General features: G+C 51.2%; 18 protein-coding genes and 1 tRNA gene. 9 read left to right on the top strand and 10 right to left on the bottom strand.

The window, feature by feature from the left end; translation table 11 throughout:
- Nucleotides 1–115 precede the first annotated feature (115 nt).
- The 3 genes from SPICO_RS04925 to galE are packed head-to-tail and all read left to right on the top strand — an operon-like array spanning nt 116 to nt 2,934.
- Complete coding sequence (locus SPICO_RS04925; RefSeq protein WP_013739574.1) at nt 116–583, top strand: hypothetical protein; 468 nt, start codon at nt 116–118, stop codon at nt 581–583.
- Nucleotides 584–586: 3 nt separating this feature from the next.
- Nucleotides 587–1,927, top strand: coding sequence for a phosphomannomutase/phosphoglucomutase (locus SPICO_RS04930; protein ID WP_013739575.1), 1,341 nt, complete (start codon nt 587–589; stop codon nt 1,925–1,927).
- A gap of 14 nt (nt 1,928–1,941) precedes the next feature.
- Nucleotides 1,942–2,934, top strand: coding sequence for a UDP-glucose 4-epimerase GalE (gene galE / locus SPICO_RS04935; protein ID WP_013739576.1), 993 nt, complete (start codon nt 1,942–1,944; stop codon nt 2,932–2,934).
- 19 nt (nt 2,935–2,953) lie between these two features.
- Here galE and SPICO_RS04940 read toward each other — a convergent pair whose 3' ends face one another.
- Nucleotides 2,954–3,346 (bottom strand): metal-dependent transcriptional regulator, encoded by a 393-nt coding sequence (locus SPICO_RS04940; protein ID WP_013739577.1) that lies wholly within the window; start codon nt 3,344–3,346, stop codon nt 2,954–2,956.
- A gap of 271 nt (nt 3,347–3,617) precedes the next feature.
- Here SPICO_RS04940 and SPICO_RS04945 point away from each other — a divergent pair, with 271 nt between their 5' ends.
- The 4 genes from SPICO_RS04945 to SPICO_RS04960 are packed head-to-tail and all read left to right on the top strand — an operon-like array spanning nt 3,618 to nt 6,480.
- Nucleotides 3,618–3,830, top strand: coding sequence for a FeoA family protein (locus SPICO_RS04945; protein WP_013739578.1), 213 nt, complete (start codon nt 3,618–3,620; stop codon nt 3,828–3,830).
- Between the two features lie 36 nt (nt 3,831–3,866).
- Complete coding sequence (locus SPICO_RS04950) at nt 3,867–4,103, top strand: FeoA family protein (protein ID WP_013739579.1); 237 nt, start codon at nt 3,867–3,869, stop codon at nt 4,101–4,103.
- Complete coding sequence (feoB, locus tag SPICO_RS04955) at nt 4,100–6,256, top strand: ferrous iron transport protein B (protein WP_013739580.1); 2,157 nt, start codon at nt 4,100–4,102, stop codon at nt 6,254–6,256. The genes SPICO_RS04950 and feoB overlap by 4 nt, the downstream gene beginning before the upstream one ends.
- Nucleotides 6,253–6,480 carry a FeoB-associated Cys-rich membrane protein gene (locus SPICO_RS04960; protein WP_013739581.1) on the top strand — a complete coding sequence of 76 codons (228 nt, stop codon included), beginning with the start codon at nt 6,253–6,255 and terminating at the stop codon, nt 6,478–6,480. Before feoB ends, SPICO_RS04960 begins: the two co-directional genes overlap by 4 nt.
- Before the next feature lie 195 nt (nt 6,481–6,675).
- On the opposite strand, the gene SPICO_RS04965 is transcribed toward SPICO_RS04960, so the two are convergent.
- The gene (locus SPICO_RS04965; protein ID WP_013739582.1) at nt 6,676–7,266 is read right to left on the bottom strand and encodes an NAD(P)H-dependent oxidoreductase; all 591 of its coding nucleotides are present in this window, start codon (nt 7,264–7,266) and stop codon (nt 6,676–6,678) included.
- Between the two features lie 247 nt (nt 7,267–7,513).
- On the opposite strand from SPICO_RS04965, the gene SPICO_RS04970 reads away from it, so the two are divergent.
- Nucleotides 7,514–7,586: transfer RNA gene (locus tag SPICO_RS04970), tRNA-Asn, on the top strand.
- 247 nt (nt 7,587–7,833) lie between these two features.
- Here the strand turns inward: SPICO_RS04970 and SPICO_RS04975 are convergent.
- Together SPICO_RS04975 and SPICO_RS10375 are read right to left on the bottom strand one after the other, a co-directional pair.
- The gene (locus tag SPICO_RS04975; protein WP_013739583.1) at nt 7,834–10,656 is read right to left on the bottom strand and encodes a bifunctional metallophosphatase/5'-nucleotidase; all 2,823 of its coding nucleotides are present in this window, start codon (nt 10,654–10,656) and stop codon (nt 7,834–7,836) included.
- Between the two features lie 268 nt (nt 10,657–10,924).
- On the bottom strand, nt 10,925–11,095 hold the full coding sequence (locus SPICO_RS10375) for a hypothetical protein (protein WP_013739584.1): 171 nt from the start codon (nt 11,093–11,095) through the stop codon (nt 10,925–10,927).
- A gap of 68 nt (nt 11,096–11,163) precedes the next feature.
- Between SPICO_RS10375 and yidD the strand changes: the two genes are divergently transcribed.
- Nucleotides 11,164–11,601: a membrane protein insertion efficiency factor YidD gene (gene yidD, locus SPICO_RS04980; protein WP_013739585.1), complete on the top strand. Its 438-nt coding sequence runs from the start codon at nt 11,164–11,166 to the stop codon at nt 11,599–11,601.
- Here the strand turns inward: yidD and udk are convergent.
- From udk to pth, 6 genes are all read right to left on the bottom strand, one after another.
- Entirely contained in the window at nt 11,576–12,193 is a 618-nt protein-coding gene (gene udk, locus SPICO_RS04985; protein WP_013739586.1) for a uridine kinase, read from the bottom strand. The two genes, yidD and udk, sit on opposite strands and share 26 nt — an antisense overlap.
- A 2-nt stretch (nt 12,194–12,195) precedes the next feature.
- Nucleotides 12,196–13,236 (bottom strand): aldose epimerase family protein, encoded by a 1,041-nt coding sequence (locus SPICO_RS04990; RefSeq protein WP_041395076.1) that lies wholly within the window; start codon nt 13,234–13,236, stop codon nt 12,196–12,198.
- A 90-nt stretch (nt 13,237–13,326) separates the two neighbouring features.
- The gene (gene lepA, locus SPICO_RS04995; RefSeq protein ID WP_013739588.1) at nt 13,327–15,147 is read right to left on the bottom strand and encodes a translation elongation factor 4; all 1,821 of its coding nucleotides are present in this window, start codon (nt 15,145–15,147) and stop codon (nt 13,327–13,329) included.
- 7 nt (nt 15,148–15,154) lie between these two features.
- Nucleotides 15,155–17,131: an ATP-dependent zinc metalloprotease FtsH gene (gene ftsH, locus SPICO_RS05000; RefSeq protein ID WP_013739589.1), complete on the bottom strand. Its 1,977-nt coding sequence runs from the start codon at nt 17,129–17,131 to the stop codon at nt 15,155–15,157.
- Nucleotides 17,121–18,620 (bottom strand): tRNA lysidine(34) synthetase TilS, encoded by a 1,500-nt coding sequence (gene tilS / locus SPICO_RS09745; RefSeq protein ID WP_013739590.1) that lies wholly within the window; start codon nt 18,618–18,620, stop codon nt 17,121–17,123. The genes ftsH and tilS overlap by 11 nt, the downstream gene beginning before the upstream one ends.
- Complete coding sequence (gene pth, locus SPICO_RS05010) at nt 18,592–19,170, bottom strand: aminoacyl-tRNA hydrolase (protein WP_013739591.1); 579 nt, start codon at nt 19,168–19,170, stop codon at nt 18,592–18,594. Before pth ends, tilS begins: the two co-directional genes overlap by 29 nt.
- Nucleotides 19,171–19,188: the final 18 nt, after the last annotated feature.

Consider the following 19,188-nt stretch of genomic DNA (forward strand, 5'->3'; position numbering starts at 1 on the left):
TTCCTTAGTTTTCCCTTGGTCTTTCCTTGACCTTTCCTCATGGGAAAAAGACATCTGTCATTGATAAAGATGGATGAATGTGGCATTCTATACCCACTTGGAAAAGGAGATTGCCATGGATCAGAACGCCTACGATTTCATAAAGGAGTTGGAAGCGGAATATGGGCAGCCCATTGACTGGAAGACATATTCCATGTGGTTCGGTCGGTCGGATGGTACGGTCAGGGATTATGGAGTCCTTCTTTTCCGCATCGGCGATATCATGTACTATGAGGATTTTGAAAAACAACGCTCTATTCTCGGCTTCCAGCTCCCGAAAAAATCACATGCGCCCGCTTTTGTGAAACTCAAGGGCAATTTCTCCTGTAGGGAAGTCAAGGATATCTGCAAGGTCGTCAAGGCATCAGCCGCTACATGGCTGCGTACGCCCTCTGCCCCGCCGCTCCGTCCGGCAAGCAAGATTATCGCGCTGTTAAGACAAACGGTCACTATGATTACTATGGATGATGGAACAATGATGTTCTTCGAACTGCTGGATGAAAAAGCATTCAAGGAAAACATCGCCCAGTACAAGGAGGCATGAGACATGGGAGCATTCAAGGCATATGATGTACGTGGAGTGTATGGAGTTGATTTCAATGCGGAGACGGCATACCGGATAGGATACCATCTTCCGTCATTGCTCCAGGCATCCTTTGTCGTAGTCGGACGCGATGTGCGAACCAGCAGCGATGAAATATATGAAAACCTGACCCGCGGCATCACCGATGCGGGCGCTGATGTCTGGAACATCGGTCTGGCAACTACTCCGATGGTGTATTTTGCTACCGTCTACTACAAGGCAAGCGCTTCGGTTCAGATAACCGCCAGCCATAACCCGGCGAAATACAATGGTTTGAAGATCAGCCGGGCCGATGCCATCCCCGTAGGTGGTGATTCGGGGCTGAAGGATCTTGAGGCACTGGTTTCCCAAAACATCACTCGGACGCCTTCTAACGTTCCTGGACATATCTTTGAAAAAGATGTAAAGCCTGCATACATAGATTACCTCAAGACTTACCAGCCTGACCTGTCCGACCTGAACGTGAGCATCGACTGCTCGAACGGCATGTCTTCAATCCTGATAAAGGATATCATCGGATCTGACCACCATTATCTTTTCGATACTCTCGACGGAACGTTCCCCAACCATGAACCCAATCCCCTTGAGGAAGAAAACTGCGCAGCCATCAAGTCTGCGGTCCTGAAAGAAAAGAGCAATGTCGGTGTGATTTTTGACGGTGACGCCGACCGGGTAATGTTCATTGATGAGAAAGGCCGGTTCATTCAACCTGATTATATCACCGCAGTGATCGGCACATGGTATCTTGCCCGTGAAAAGGGCAATGTCCTCCAGGACATCCGCACCAGCCGTTCTACGACAGAGTACCTCACCCGTCTGGGCGCCCATGTAGTGACGTGGAAGGTCGGCCATGCCTTTGCCAAGATGAAGATGCGTGAAATCCAAGCCATCTTCGGCGGGGAACTGGCGGGGCATTATTACTTCCGGGATTTCAACTGGTGCGACAGCGGCATGGTGGCCGCGCTCATTGTCCTGAATGTCGTTTCTTCATTGAAGAAAGCCGGACGAACCTTCTCGTCCCTCATTGATGAAATAGTCGCATATGCGAACAGCGGAGAGATCAACTTCAAGTTGGAGCAGAAGGACGAGGCAATGCAGGCTCTTTACGACCGGTATGTCTCCCATGATTCACCTGCTTCGCTACTGGACATCGACGGATACAGGATTGAATTTGATTCATGGTGGTTCAATGTCCGAAAATCCAATACGGAGCCTTATCTGAGGCTGGTCGTGGAAGCCAAGACTCGGCAAGAACTGGATGGCAGGGTCGCGGATCTTTCCAGCATCATCCATCGTTTTTCATGATACGGAGGTTTCCCATGAGAGTACTTCTAGTTGGCGGCGCCGGATATATCGGCACACATGTTGCGCTTGCGTTCCAAGACCGCGGGGATACTGTCGGCATCCTTGACAACCTGTCTACCGGGCTGAAAAGCAATGTCCTTGACGGCTCTGAATTCTACGAAGGCGATATCATGGATACGCAATGCCTTGACCGTGTCTTTGCGAAAGGTTGGGACGCCGTCGTGCATCTTGCCGCCTTCAAGGCCGCAGGAGAATCAATGCTCAAACCTGAGATATATGCAACAAACAATATCACAGGTTCCTTGAACCTCATCAATGCCTGCTTGAAGCACAATGTCATGAGATTCATCCTCTCATCCTCCGCGGCCGTATATGGCGAGCCAGTCTATCTGCCTCTGGATGAAGCGCATCCGAAGCATCCGACGAATTACTATGGCTATACCAAACTGGCCATTGAACAGAACCTGGAATGGTTTGACAGACTTAAAGGACTCAAGTTCGTCGCCCTGCGTTATTTCAATGCCGCAGGCTACGATGTGTCAGGTAAGATGCTGGGACTGGAAAAGAAACCAGCAAACCTGATTCCCTTGGTCATGGAGACAGCAATCGGGAAAAGGCCGAATCTTCTGGTTTTCGGGAACGACTACCCCACCTCCGATGGAACAGGGGTGAGGGATTATGTCCATGTGACCGACTTGGCGGATGCGCATGTCAGCGCAACGGATTACCTTGTTGCAAAGAATACGTCCCTCACTGTCAACCTGGGAAGCGGCTCAGGAGTCAGCGTCCAGGAAATTATTGACAAGTCCAGGGAAATCACTGGGAGGGACATTCCGGCTCAGTATGTCGATAGGAGGCCGGGGGATCCTGCCAAGCTCGTCGCATCATCATCACTGGCGGAAAAGGAACTGGGATGGAAGGCACGGTACAGTGACATTGAGACCATTCTCCGGACTACATGGGAAGTATATCTTGCGGACAGAAAGAAATCTGTCATTACATCCTGAAGCTGGATGAAGCGTTTAGCTAAGAAAGGATGTAATGAAGCCGGGAATCTTTCACGTAGCGCGACAGACTGCGGAGGCTTTCTTCGGAAAGGCTTGAGACGAGGCTGATGCAGTCCTCGCGTGCGTTGATACCATCAATTTGCAAGTTCTGAAGAAAAAACCGAAGAAACGTGCGGTACTGGGTATAGTATGTCATTGCTGTTTTCTGCCCCTTTGGTGTAAATTCGATACCGCTATCAGTATTCCGGGATACGAGATTCTGTTCTTCCAGTTCTTTCAACATGACTGTGACGCTTGCCCTGGATATTTTCAGTCGTCTGGCAACGTCAACAGGACGAATCGATTCCGGATGTTCCATGTACAGTTCATAAATAGAAAGCAGATATCGGATTTTTGCTGGGCTTAATTCCACTGAGCGGTTCCTTCGTTAGTTATAACTAACTTATCATCAAGTGATTTCCTTGTCAAGGTGTGCCAACATCCAAAATTTCTTTTAAAATTTTTTGGAATACTTCATATAATTTTATATATTATATAAATTAAAAAATCATGCTCACTGCTTCAAAAAAAAACTCACTGAAATGAAATTCAAGAAATAATCAGTACTTGTTCCGGAATATTGTAAAAGCTATAATTCCCAATGTTAGTAGAGGCTAATCTTTTTTTGGATGGAGGTTTTACCCATGCCGCTGATTTTCGCTGAAAAAGGCAAATCCTGCTTCATAACAGATATCCAGGGAAGGGACAAAACCAAGACCTTCCTTTCCAGCCTCGGTTTCATTCCTGGCAATGAAGTGATGGTCGTATCAGAAGTTTCCGGCAATCTCATTGTCATGGTACAAGGTTCCCGTCTGGCCGTAGACCGGAATCTGGCGACACGCATACACGTCGCTTAGATAACCCCGCGCATATTTTTACATGGAGGCATATATATGACATTGGATCAGGTCTCTGCTGGTGAGACGGTGTCCGTTGCGAGGCTGAATGGCGTGGGAGCCGTGAAAAGGCGCATCATGGACATGGGGCTCACGAAGGGTGTGGCTGTTACTGTCCGCCGCTTGGCTCCCCTGGGGGATCCCGTCGAGCTGACGGTTCGTGGATATGAACTGTCCATCAGGCTCTCTGAAGCAAAACTGATTGACGTAGTCGGACAGGAGAATTGCAAATGAAACATGTAGCACTTGCAGGCAACCCCAACAGTGGCAAGACGACCTTGTTCAATGAGTTGACAGGAAGCAGCCAGCATGTGGGAAACTGGCCGGGAGTCACTGTCGAGAAGAAAGACGGATACATAAAAGGAAACAAAGAGTTCGTCGTGGTGGATCTGCCCGGCATTTATTCCCTTTCGCCGTATTCGGCTGAAGAAGTCGTATCACGGAATTATTTAATCGGCGATGAAGCCGATCTCATCGTCAACATCGTCGATGCCACGAACATGGATCGCAACTTATACCTGACGACCCAACTGCTTGAGACCGGCCTGCCGATGATTGTGGCTCTGAACATGTACGACCTTGTAAAAAAACGCAAAACCGTCATTGATGTAAAAAAACTTGAAAAGCAACTGGGATGTCCTGTCGTGCCTATCAGCGCCGCTACCGGAGAAGGCATGAAAGACCTTGTATCCCGAATCAAGGAAATCACCACGGCAGGAACTGTTCCTGGTTACCTTGCCTTTCCAGCGGAACTTGAGAAAGCAGTCAGGGAAACCATTGCTCTTGTCCCGCAGGACAGACTGTCCCGCTGGAACGCCATCCACCTTTTGTCCAATGACCTTGAGGCACTTCCAGCGAAGGTTGCATCCGCAGCAACTCTCAAGAAAGCGGAATCCTTAAGGACTCCGCTCGAAAATGCTCATGACGATGATATGGAAAGCATCATTGCAAATGAAAGATATACCATCATACATGACATGACTTCATCCATCCTGAAAATGGAAAAACGAACTGAGTCGGCCAGTAGCAAGATAGACAGGGTTGTCACCAACAAGTGGCTTGCCTTGCCCATCTTCTTTTTAATCATGTGGGGCGTCTATTATGTGTCCATCTCCACTGTCGGTGACTGGTTCATCGGCTGGGTCGAGTCCCTGTTCGGGTGGTTCGGGGAGGTATTCGAGGCTGGACTGGGTGCAATCGGCGCGTCAGAATGGTTAATCGACCTTATCGTCAATGGAATCATTGGCGGGTTGGGCGGCATATTCACCTTTGTCCCCCAGATGATGATTCTTTTCTTTTTCCTTTCATTGCTTGAGGACAGCGGATACATGGCTCGCATCGCCTTTATCATGGACAGGATCTTCCGTCGTTTCGGGCTTTCAGGAAAATCCTTCATTCCCATGCTGATGGGAACTGGATGCTCCGTTCCCGCAATCATGGCCAGCCGTACCATAGAGCGTGAAAGCGATCGGAACATGACGGTCATCCTGACTCCGTTCGTCCCCTGTGGCGCAAAGTTACCTGTCTTTGCTCTGTTCATTTCGCTTTTCTTTGCCGACCAAGCATGGATGGGTCCGTCCATTTACCTGATTGCCATTGCCGGGGTCATTGTCTTCGGTCTCATCCTCAAACGCACGAAGCTGTTCAGTGGTGATCCGTCACCTTTCGTGATGGAACTGCCTGACTATAAGTTTCCCCGACTCAAAAGCGTTGCTATCCATATGTGGGAAAAAGGCAAATCTTTCATCCAGAAAGCAGGAACCATCATTGTGCTGGTAGCGGTAATCATCTGGATTTTGCAGAGTTTCGGACCTTCCGGATACTTGGGTCCGGAAGATATCAACGAAAGTTTCCTTGCAATGTTCGGCAATGCAATCCGCTGGATATTCATTCCTCTTGGTTTCGGTGATTCATGGGCTCCCGCAGTAGCTACCCTTACCGGACTCGCCGCCAAGGAAGTGGTGGTAGCCACCTTCGTGACAATCGGGAACGCGACACCCATCTTGTTCAGCCAGGTCACGGCATTCGCTTATATCATCTTTACGATTTTCGCGGCTCCATGTGGAGCGGCCATCGGCGCGACACGTCGGGAGCTGGGAAGCCGGAAGATGCTTGGCTTTGCCCTTCTTTTTCAGACCGGCACGGCCTATGTCCTTGCCACGCTCACTAACCTGCTGGGCAACTTGATTTTCCGCGGCACTGCGGTCGTGGAGAAAACTCCTTTGGATATCAATGTCCTGAACGACGTTGCTCCTCTGGCGGAGGAAACTGATGGTATCATTGCCGGAGATATTGTGATGTGGTTCTTCCTGACGCTGATTGTCATTGCTTTTGCCGTAATCATCTGGAACAAGTTGCGTTCCAAGAAAACTGAGGCTCATGCATGAAATTCGTCGATCTGTTGATTTTGATTCCGATTGCAGTAGCTCTTTTCTTTGTCGTGAGGCATCTGATCAGGACGAACAAGGCTGGCGGGTGCGCTAGTTGTCCGTCTTGCAAGCCGGTAAAGAAGGATGCAATGGAGACCAATATCTCCGACTCCTGCCCTTCTTGCCACCTGGCGCAGGAAATGACTCGGAAACTGGACGAGGTTGGGCAGACTGACAAATAATGGTTTTCTTTAGTGTTTCTTTGGAGCTTCTTTGCTGTTCACCAAAGACTGTTCGTTAAAACAAAATTCAGCCATCGGCAAAATCCGATGGCTGTTTCGTTTTTGAGATTATTGAACTGGGGCTGCGCTACATCTCCCTCTGCATGGCTCGGCCGTACTTGTGCTGTAGCAAGCACGCTCCAATCATGTGCTTCATTATGGCGCCATGGTGAAATGATGCTTGATGTCCACCAGAAAGTCTTTGCGCTTCTTCTCTCCACGCGGACTGTTCATGTTCCCGATATGTTTCCAGATGATATTTTTCAGACCTATGTCTGTCAATGCTCCTTTCATCAGGATGCTTCGTACATAACTGGCCTGTGGTTTCAGCAGAGTGTAGGCAGGTGCTTCAGAGGTCGTTATGATAGTCGTCCGCTTGATGTTAGTCAGTTTCCCGACAAGGTCGCCGTTCTTGTCACGCTCATACGCAAATCCCGGCAGAAGCACTTTATCCAAAAATCCTTTGAATATGGCCGGTAGTTCATACCACCAAATGGGAGCGATGATGATAAGCTCGTCCGATGCCTTAAGCATCTTCTGATAGCCTTTTACTTTCCCATCAGTCGTCTGTCCTTTCTCGTATAAGACCAAATCTTGTGCATCAAGACGGGGATCGAAACCGTCCGCATACAGGTCAATCACTTTGTATGACCGGCCTTTCTTTTCAATACACTCCGTGACCGCCGACAACAGGGTGCCGTTATAGCTGTCCCGTCGTGGATGACAGAAAACAAGTACTGTTTGCATCGCTCGCCTCCTCTCCGTTCTGTCTTCACGGTATCAGCTAAAATCTCTCCCTGCAAGCAAAGAAATGCGGGGATTCCGGTTTCTATGTTCCTCTCAACACAGTTTCTCTGTATCCGTGTTGACCACTTCATTTCAATAAAAGGAGATTCCGTTGCACAAACGCGCGACATCCCGTTCTCTCACAGCTTGACACAAGAATGTAAATGGAGTAATTTACACCATGCGTCCAGCATGCTGGATTCCGCATTCCCCTGTAGCTCAGTCGGTAGAGCAGGTGGCTGTTAACCACCCTGTCGGCGGTTCAAGTCCGTCCGGGGGAGCAATGACCGGTTCCGTGATGGAACCGGTTTTTTGTATCTATGTGCTACGTTAAACCGGTTTTTTTTTGCGGCTCCAGCCAACCCTGCTGTTCGTCAATATCATTGTGTAGGTTGACAGCGTCCCCTGTTGTACCAGTTCGTGTCATTCCCGTTGTATCTTAAGCAAGACTTGAAGCTCCTACCTCAATACAGATAAAAAAGCAGCCACCTCGCGGTGGCTGCTCCATGTACATATCACACGTACAGTTTACTTTGCAGGATAGTTTGCCTTGAGGTAGTTGATGAGTACATCGCTCAACAAGGAACCACGAGAGACAACCCGTCCGAAGAACTCATATCCGTCACCGCCAGCGGCCATGAAGTCGTTGGTAGCGACACGATACGTAGCATTGCGGTCAATGGCCTTGCCGTTGAGCATGACCAGCTTGATCCTGCTTCCAGGAGCCGCAAAGCGATTGTAGACAACCTGGAGGTCTGTCTGGGCAAATGCACCGTTCTGCTCAGGCAGAAGCCGATAACCATGCTCAAGAGCCTTGTAGACATCTTCACCAGTGATTTCGGCGACCACAATGACATTAGAGAACGGCAGGACTGTGATGACATCGCCATAGGTGATATTTCCTGCATTAATCGAAGCACGGATACCACCGCCATTGGTGATGGAGAAGTCAGCTCCGCTCTCAGCAGTCATAGCCTGAACGACCAGCTTGGAAAGGTTGGTCTGACGTGTGCGGACATTTGCCCTTTCGCCATCAAGGTTGACAGGAGTGTAGGCAATGACTTGCTTCACTACATTCGCCAGAGCAGCCTGTTCCGAAGCAATGTACTGGGCAACAGTCGGATCCTCAGGAACCTCGATGATGCCATACTCCTTGGCAAGATCGGAAGTCGCCGGGTCAAGAACCGCGGAAGCGGGAACCAGCAGGGCTTCTTCAAAGACAACCTTGTCATCCTTGACACGAATCTGCACTACGCCCAGGTTCTTCAGGTATTCACCAGTCTGGACAATCAGCGTATCGTTGACGCGACGACCATTCTTGATGGCAGTGTGACTATGTCCGTCAACGAAAAGATCAATGCCATTCAATGCCTCGGCAATCTTGACGCTGGTAACACCGGACTCGCCTTCGTCAACACCGACATGTCCAAGTACGATGATGTAGTCAGCACCCATGGCGCGGGCTTCGTCAATGTACTGCTGCGTCTCCGCGACGATGTCCAAAGGACTGACAAAAGTCAAACCCTTGGTGTAGTCGGGATGGGCGGTGACAACGGTATCAGGAGTGGTCATGCCGACAACGACGACAGTGAAGCCGTTGAAGTCATACGCCTGATAAGGCTGGAAGGTCAGATACCCGTTAGCATCAAGGATATTGGCGTTCAGAACCTTGACATCAGAAGCGGCTTCCGCTTCAGCCACCAGTTCCTGCAAACGCTCGAAACCATAATCGAACTCATGGTTGCCGAGTGTAACGGCATCATATTCAAGCAAGCCAAGGATGTTGGCGATGCTCTGCCCTTGCGTAAAGGTTGCAATGTTCGTTCCATGAATGACATCACCAGCATCCAAGAGCAGGATGTTGTCGGTAATGGAGCGGGCATAGTTCAGCATGGTGGCAAGGCGGGCGTACCCAATGCCGCCGTCAGCGGAATCTACGCGAGCATGAACATCATTGGTATGAACGATGAACAAATCAAACTCCGTGGCTCCGTCCTCGTTCTTCTCAATCAGCTGGACGCCAAAAGGAAGTTCCACGGGAGCAGCAACGGCAGTCGTGGTTACCACAGGAGCAACAGGAGCAACAGGGGTTACGGGAGCAGCGGGAGCAGCGGGAGCGGGAGCAGCAGGGGTTACAGGTGCTGCGGAAACAGGAGCTGCGGCTGCCACTACGGAAGCAATGTACTGGGCAACAGTCGGATCCTCAGGAACTTCAACGATGCCATACTCCTTGGCAAGATCGGAAGTTGCCGGATCGAGAACCGCGGAAGCGGGAACCAGCAGTGCGTCCTCAAAGACAACCTTGTCATCCTTGACACGAATCTGCACCACACCCAGGTTATTCAGGTATTCACCTGCTTGAACAATCAACGTATCATTGACGCGGAGACCATTTTTGATGGCAGTGTGGCTATGTCCGTCAACGAAAAGATCAATGCCATTCAATGCCTCGGCAATCTTGACGCTGGTAACACCGGACTCGCCTTCATCAACACCGACATGTCCGAGTACGATGATGTAGTCGGCTCCCAGTGCGCGGGCTTCGTCAATGTACTGTTGCGTCTCCGCGACGATGTCCAAAGAACCGAGGAATGTCAGATCGTTGGGGGCATTGACGGCGGCATCAGGAGTGGTCAGACCGACAACGACGACAGTGAAGCCGTTGAAGTCATACACCTGATAAGGCTGGAAGGTCAGATATCCATTGGCATCCAGGATATTGGCGTTCAGAACCTTGACGTCAGAAGCGGCTTCTGCTGCTGTTACCAGTTCCTGCAAACGGTCGAAGCCATAGTCGAAGTCATGTTCGCCGACTGCAATGGCATCATATTCCAGCAAGCCGAGAATGTTGGCGATGCTCGCTCCCTGCGTGGAGGCCGCAACGTCCGTTCCCTGAATGACATCACCGGCATCCAAGAGGAGGATGTTATCAGTGATGGAGCGGGCATAATTCAGCATGGTGGCAAGGCGGGCGTACCCGATGCCGCCGTCAGCGGAATCTATGCGGGCGTGAACATCATTGGTATGAACGATGAACAGATCGAACTCCGTGGCTCCATCCTCGTTCTTCTCGATTAGCTGGACGCCAAAAGGAAGTTCCACGGGAGCGGAAGCCGGAGTCGCCGCCGGAGCAACAGTCACTGGGGCTGCCGGAACGGGCTCCTCTACAACCGGAGTAGGTGCGGTGACAACCGGTGCCGGCGTGGGTGCTGTGGCTGCCGGAGTTGTGACGGTGGTCGGCGTTGGAGCTTCAACCGTTCCCTTGGGAGCGGTAGTCTGACATCCAATAAGCGCAAATACCGTCACGAGAACCAGAACCAAAGTAAAAATTGATTTTGAAAAACGCTTCACGTGTTTCCTCCTCATGACATAACATTCATTTATATATAATACTAGTCAAAAGTATAACACACGAGTTAACCGGTGAATACAGAAATCTTGCCTGGAACGATTCAATTAGTACAATCCCCATGCTTCCACCGGACACCCGTGGCGAACTCTCATGCTCCAGTATTATCATAATTTAGTAAAAAGGCAGCGGATACATACCATTTCGGGACGCCATGTCCCCATACAATAAGAACCCGAAGCCGAAGCTCCAGGTTCGTATTGCTGTCATTTACATAAGGTCTTTTGCTTTACGCGCCGTATTGCCGCTCTTGTCGCAATAAGCGACATGACGCAACTTTCCGTTCTCAAAGACGGACTTCATCTTGATCACCCCGCCCCAGCGGCTTTTCATGATCAGGGAAGTACGGGCCTTGGCGTTCTTAGATACATTTCCAGCCATCTGGCATTCCTCCACAAAATAGACTCATCAGACGGAGCAAGTATATAAACATCCACAAGGAAAGTCAAATGCCTGGAAGCACTTATTGCACATTCCAACGCCTTCAAATGCACTCAAATACATTGCCCAATGCCAGCGCCTGCGCTATCCTGTACGACATGACGCAGGACCCCATCCCCGCAAAACATCCACTCAGACGCCTGGCAACCATGCCTTTCCGTTTCTATAGGAAATACATTTCCCCCGCCTTGCCCGACGCGTGCCTCTACCATCCTTCCTGTTCCGCCTATATGATCCAAGCCGTGGAGACTCACGGAATCATCCGCGGCCTTATCTTGGGAAGTTCCCGCATCCTGCGTTGCAACCGTTTCTTCATGGGTGGCGCGGATCCTGTCCCTGACAAATTCTCATGGGAAAGCCTGAGTTTCGGCTGGAAAGCATACCGGAGACCCCTGCGACAGAAGCGAAAGCCGGAGGAACCTACAAATCCTGGCTCAACTCCCTGATGAACGGAATCAAGGCAAGCAGAGCGTTCTCATTGTATCCACCCTCTGGAATGATGAGATCAGCGTATTTCTTCGTAGGCTCAATGAAGTTGAAATGACCGGGACGGACTACCTCCAGATATTGGGTAATCACGGACTCCGCAGTCCTTCCCCTTTCCGAGATATCACGGCGCAGACGCCTGATGAAACGGATATCGTCAGGAGTATCGACATAAAGCTTCAAGTCAAGCAACTCGCGTATCCTTTTGTCATAAAGCACCATGAGTCCTTCAATGATCACCAAGGGACGAGGTTCCACATGAACCATTTCCTGCCTGCGGCGATGCCGGACGAAATCATACTGCGGCATGTCAATGGGCTTCCCTTGCTTCAGTGCGCGAAGATGCGCATGAAGCAAATCAGTGTCAAAAGCATCGGGATGGTCAAAATTGAAAGCCGTGATGTTTTCGTTGTTGATATACTCGGCGGAACGGTAGTAATTGTCCTGCGGGATGAAAACGAAATCAGGACAGATTTCCGAAATCTTGCGGACAATGGTCGATTTTCCCGAACCTGATCCGCCGGTGATACCCATGATGCGTACTCTTTTCATGTTCAGATCACCCCCGCGTCATATACGGTGGTATGACGCCATACCGTACCGGGACGGAGTATGCAGTCCGGATAATCCGGATGGTTCGGCGCGTCCGGATACTCTTGGGTTTCCAGACAGAAACCGGCATGTCGGCCATATGCCAGCCCTCCCTTCCCTTTGATTGTCCCGTCCAGATGGTTGGCTGTGTAGAATTGCACGGCGGGAAGCGTCGTATAGCATGTGAGCGTCCTTCCGCTTGTTGGTTCGACCACATGGGCGAATTCACGCAGACCATCGGCTTCCTTTTCTTCCATGACAAGGCAATGATCATATCCTGCAATCCCCGTACCACCCATGTCGCGTCCGATAGGCTTGCCCGAACGGAAATCAAAGGCTGTCCCTTCGACAGAAGCCGGAGATTCATGCGGAATAAGGTTGGCATCGACCTGGAGATAACGATTGCAGGAAATCCGGAGTACATGATTCAGGATAGAACCGCTGGCAGCACCCGCAAGATTGAAATAAGAATGGTTGGTCAGGCTAATCGGCGTCGGTTTTGATGATGATGCATCATAGTCAATGAACAGAGCGCCATCATCTTGAAGAAGATAGCTCACGGAGACGGTACACTTACCGGGGAATCCGCTGGCACCGTCCTTGCTGACATGACTCAACATGACGCCGGGGGCTCCATCCGCCTCATAGGTTTCCGCATGCCATGTATAATTACTGATGCCTTCTTCTCCACCATGCAGGACAGCTGTCGGTTCATTCTTCCGCGCATGAAATGTCTCACCGTCGATAGTGAAGGTTCCTTCGGCAATCCGGTTTGCAAAACGCCCGACCGTCTTTCCGATATACTGGTTCTTGGGGAGATACCCGTCAAGTGTATCAAAACCGAGTACGATGTCATTAATCCTGCCAGCCCGATCCGGAGTGCGGAACGCCACGAGCGTCGCCCCGTAGGTGATGATATCAGCGGAGTAGTCTCCGGCAGTTAGCGTGAACAGGGTGACCGCCTGTCCCAATGGATCTGTTCCGAACCGTCTCTGCGTAATCATCCTTCCCCTCCCCTTTGGCATCGATAATACTGTCATCAGGGGAGTTTGTCACGCATCATCCATATACCATGACGCATGTTCATGTCGGATTTATGATTCTTTCTTAGAGTCCGTCTTAAGAACTGCAAGGAACGCCTGCTGCGGTATCTCGACGTTTCCGACCATCTTCATGCGCTTCTTGCCTTCTTTCTGTTTCTCAAGCAGTTTCCTCTTGCGGCTGATGTCTCCGCCGTAACACTTGGCGGTGACATCCTTGCGGTATGCGTTGATGGTCTCGCGGGCAATGATGGAACCACCGATGGCCGCCTGAATAGGTATCTTGAACATCTGGCGGGGAATCTCTGTACTCAACTTCTCGCATACCGTCCGGCCACGCGCTTGGGCAGTACCGCGGAAGACAAGCTGGCTCAAAGCATCGACCGGCTCCCCGTTGACCAAGATGTCCATCCGGACAAGATCCGTCCGCTTGTATCCGGACACCTGGTAGTCGAAGGACGCATAGCCTCGTGACACGGACTTGAGTCGGTCATAAAATTCAAAGAGAACCTCTGCCAGAGGCATTTCATAGACAAGCTCCACCCGTTTTTCATCAAGATAGTTCATGCCGGACTGCACCCCGCGTTTCTCCATGCACAGCGGTATAATGGCTCCGACGAACGTAGCCGGTGTGATGATGCTGGCGGTGATGAAAGGTTCTTCGACGTAATCCACCCTCATGGGATCAGGGTAGTCCAGCGGATTGTCAATGTTCAGCACATCACCGTTCTTCATGGTCACGATGTACTTCACCGATGGACTGGTGAATACAATTGACAGACCGAATTCACGTTCGATGCGCTCCTGTACCACCTCAAGGTGAAGCAGTCCGAGGAAGCCACAGCGGAAACCGAACCCCAAGGCGGCGGAAGAGTCCTTCTCATAAACCAAAGAAGCATCGTTGAGCTTCAATTTATCAATCGCTTGCTGAAGTTCCTCATAGTCGTTGGAATCAACAGGATAGATAGAACTGAAGACAACAGGCTTGACATCTTTGAAACCCGCCAGTGGTTCCTTGGCGGGGTTGCTTGCCAAGGTCACGGTATCACCGACCCGTATGTCACTGATGTTCTTGATGCCCGCGAGGAAGTAGCCGACATCACCGGCCTTAAGCTCTCCGGTACGAACCAGTCCCATCTGGAATACCCCGGCCTCATCTATCTCATAGGCAGCATTGTTGTGCATGAGTTGGGCTGTCGCGCCTTCCTTCAACATCCCCTCGAATATCCTGACATGGATGATGACTCCGCGATAGGAGTCATACTGGGAATCGAAAATCAGCGCCTTGAGAGGGGAATTGTCATTACCCGTGGGAGGTGGAATGAACTGGACGATGCTTTCAAACAACGTGTCTACTCCTTCCCCTGTCTTGGCGCTGACCATAACGGCCATGTCCGGATCCAAGCCCAAGTCATGGTCAATCTGGTGAAGGCATGACGGGATATCGGCACTGGGCAAGTCAATCTTGTTGATCACCGGGATGATTTCCAGATTATGTTCGATGGCCATGTACATGTTGGCAAGAGTCTGCGCTTCGACACCTTGGGACGCGTCTATGAGAAGCAGCGCACCTTCACAAGAGCTGATGGCGCGGGAGACTTCGTAGGAAAAATCGACATGTCCCGGCGTATCGACCAAATTCAGTTCATATTCGGTTCCGTCGGCTGCCGTATAAGGAATCTTCACCGCCTGGCTCTTGATTGTGATGCCACGCTCCCGTTCAATGTCCATGTTATCCAGCATTTGCGACTGCACGGGACCACGGGAAGATACAAGCCGCGCTTTCTCGATGAAACGGTCGGCCAGCGTCGATTTACCGTGGTCGATGTGCGCAATGATGCAGAAATTCCTTATGTGTTGTGAATTATTTCCCATAAATTCCTTACTTTACAAAACTGGTGACACTTTCCACCGCAGGGAAGCCAAGCAGTTCACGGACTTGGGCATCATCAAGAGTCTCTTTCTCCACAAGAGCATCGGTCAACTTGTCCAGATGATCCCGGTGGTCGGTGAGAAGCGAGCGGGTTTCCTTAAGGCACTCATCCAGAATCTTGTTCACCTGTTCGTCGATTTTCTGGGCAGTCGCCTCGGAATAATCCTTGCGCTGGGCAATCTCCCGACCGAGGAATAGTGGCTCATCTTCCCTTCCGTAGCTGACAAAACCCAGAGGGCTCATGCCCCACTCTGTAACCATGCGCCGTGCTACGTCGGTCGCCTGTTTGATGTCATTGCTCGTGCCGGTGGTCGTCTGTCCGTAGATGATCTCCTCGGCGACATAGCCTCCCATGCAGACCTTGATCCAGTCCGTGAGGCTTGCCCGATTCTTGGTGTAAACCTCTTTGACGGGCAGGGACATGGTAAGCCCAAGGGCTTGTCCATGGGGAATGATGGTCACCTTGTGCAGTGGATCAGTATTCTTCAGGTAATAGTGCAGGAGGGCATGGCCAGACTCATGATAAGCGGTCGCCCTTTTCTCTTCATCGGTCATGTAGCGACTGTTCCGTGCTACGCCCAGCAGTATTTTGTCGCGGGCATCCTCAAGATCCTGCATGTCTACTGTCAGCTTCTTCCTGCGGGCGGCGAACAACGCAGCTTCATTGATCAGGTTTGCCAAGTCCGCTCCGCTCGACCCCGGCGTGGCGCGGGCAATACGACCAAGATCGACACTAGGCTCCAATTGAATCTTCTTGGCATGTATCCTGAGAATCGCCTCACGTTCCACAACATCGGGGAGAGCTACAGTGACCTGCCGATCAAAGCGTCCCGGTCTCAGCAAGGCAGGATCAAGGACATCAGGACGGTTCGTCGCAGCCATGACTATGACTCCTGTAGTCGTGGCAAAACCATCCATCTCGACCAACATCTGGTTCAGCGTTTGCTCACGTTCATCATTCCCGCCTCCCAGACCGCCGCCGCGGGTACGTCCCACTGCATCAAGCTCGTCGATGAACAGAATGCACGGAGCATTCTTACGGCCTTGCTCAAACAGGTCCCGGACACGTGCGGCTCCCATACCGACGAACATTTCGACGAAATCAGAACCACTGGTATGGAAGAAGGAAACGCCGGCTTCTCCGGCCACGGCCTTGGCCAGCAATGTCTTACCTGTTCCGGGAGGGCCGACCAACAGGACTCCCTTGGGGATGCGTGCCCCAATTTTCTGGAAGCGTGCCGGTTCCTTGAGGAAGTCAACAATTTCCTCAAGCTCAAGTTTTGCTTCTTCCTGGCCGGCAACATCGACGAAGGTCGTCTTATTGTCCGACTTCTTATATTCCTTGGCCAGGTTCTTCCCCAAGCCGGACATCATCCTGCCGCCCGTACCGGCAGAAAGCTGCCTCCACATCATCCAAGAGAAGACAACAATGATAATCAACGGCAGATATTGAAGAATCACTTCAAAGACAGATGCCTGACGTACCGTTCCACTCACCTGGACGCCGCTATCCTTCAATGTCTCAAGCAGACTGTTGTCAAAATATGGGATACGAGTTGAATATTGTTCCCCGGAAGTCAGGGTAAAGATAATCACGGAATTATCCTGAATACGCACGTCCGTGACCCGACGGTTCCCCACCAAGGAGAGGAAATCGGAGTAAGCAACTGGTTGTGACGCCAGTCTTCCATCATTGAAGAATGAGAAGGCGAACAGAGCCAGCAACACGACGAACACTATCAAGGCGATGCTGTTTCGTGGCCGACGGGGACTTCCTCCGGAAGGACCTTTTCCGTGACGCGAAGAATCATCTCCGTTGAAATAATCGAAGACGTTCTTCTTTTCATCCTTTCCTGTGCCCTTGTCATCGCCCTGTTGATCTTCGGGACGATGGTCTTTCACATCATTTCTTTCATCATTTTCCACAGCAGTCGTTCCTTCTCTGCACACTATATAGTGTTAGTTTTTTTCCGGCAAGGTGAGGCGCCTTCAAACCCGCGGCCATACGGTCGCGTCCGCCCCAAGCACTGGCAAAGACAGCCTGTATTCCCCGTGCATCTTCCAAAAGGAATACCCGTGTCCGTTCCCGCGCAGGAATCTTCCAAGCGGACAGCATGTCTGAAATTGTTTTCGTGCCTTCCGTCAGCATCATCCTGTCACCTTCCTCCCATGTCCGCAGCATCAGAGGAGCGACAAGGGCTTCATGGCAGATATGTAGACGCTGGTCGGCCACAGAAAATGTTTCCGTCAAGGCTTCACGTATCACGCACCAAGAGGCATCGGGCAGCAATGTCTTTCCTTCTCCCGCTTCCAAAGGGATGCACCATCCGGTGCTCCCTTCTTCCCTAAAATGCCACCAGAAACGTCCATCGGCAACAAAAGCTTCACTTCCCCATGCAAATATTCGCCCTTCTCCTGCCGCAATCATATCCTGAAGGCGTTCCAAAGCCGCGAAACCAAGCTTTCGGGGGTTCCTGCCTTCCTTCTGATGGAGTAAGTTCCATAAGCCAAAGACTGCTTCTCCCATGACATGCCTCTCCAAGGAACGCAGGAAATCCAAGGGTGCGGAAACATTTCCTTCATCATACGTGAAGAAGTCTGCAAACCGTGGCAACGAGACTTCCATGAAACGTGCGGCGGCTCCTGCCCTCTTGCTGAATCCGTACAATGTCTCCCTGGCGGAGGGGAATATATCCATGATGACAGGAACGAGGTCATGACGTATCCTGTTGCGGGTATAATCATCCATGGCGTTCGTGGAATCTTCCGACCATGACAGTCCTTTATCTTTCAAAAGGGAACGAAGCACGGTGCCTGAAACATCGAGGAGCGGCCGTATCACCGAACCGTTCACAGGCTCGATACCCCGAAGCGCCGCCACGGAACAGCCACGGAGAAGCCTATGGAGGATGGTCTCCATCTGATCGTCAGATGTGTGTCCTGTCGCAATCCATGGAAAACCAAGCCGCGCTCTCTCCGCTTCAAGGATTTCATAACGGACAGCTCGTGCCGCGGCTTCAATGCCATCCCCTTCCTGTGCTGCCCGGTTTGAAATGACATCTTCTCCACTATCAACAATTTTAATTTCTATGCCAAGTTTAGCGCAAAAGCACGTATTATGGGCTATTTCTCCTGCCAGTTCCTCTGCGGGACGAAGCCTGTGATTCACATAGACAGCGACGAGGGATGAGGCAGGGACAAGGCGGGACAGCAGATATAGCAAGGCGGAGGAATCGGCTCCTCCGGAAAAAGCCACTACAATGCCTTCACGGGGATTCCATGAACGGGAAGAAAAGAATGAGCGTATACGGTCAAGCACCGGAACAGAGGCTTCACCCACGTTCCTCTCCGTTTGCCTTTCGGCAATACCTGTGTTGTCCGTTTTGCTAGTCTGGGATTTTTCCATTGAACTCATTCATCACCTCTTGCAAGGGTCTTCCGGCCAGTAGCGCGGCCAAGGCGTCCGCGCCTCTTGCTATCCCTTTCTGAAAAGCGGGGACTTCATCCGGAGCCGGACGACTAAGCACATGCTCCACCACCGACGTTCCTGCCGACGGGCGGCCTACTCCGATGTACAGCCGGATGAAATCCTCCGAGCCATAATGCTGGATGATTGACTTCAGCCCACGGTGTCCGGCGTCTTTTCCACCTTTCCTGATCCGTATGCTTCCACAGGGCAAGTCCATCTGGTCACAGACGACAATCAGGTCAGTTCCAGGAAGCCTGAGCAATCTCTGGACATACTTCAGGATTCTTCCACTTCCATTCATGAAGGTCAGCGGACGCATGAGGACGAAGCGGGTTCCTGAAGAAAAAAATCCGTCACCACGCTCATAAGGACGACAAAAGCGTTTCCTCATGGGTACATGAAGAAACGCTGCTACAGTGGCCACGACATCAAAACCGACGTTATGGCGGGTATGCTCATACTCTGTACCGGGATTACCCAGTCCGCATGCAATCATCACTCAGGAACCGGCTCC

It is taken from the genome of Parasphaerochaeta coccoides DSM 17374, from assembly GCF_000208385.1.
GTDB lineage: Bacteria > Spirochaetota > Spirochaetia > Sphaerochaetales > Sphaerochaetaceae > Parasphaerochaeta > Parasphaerochaeta coccoides.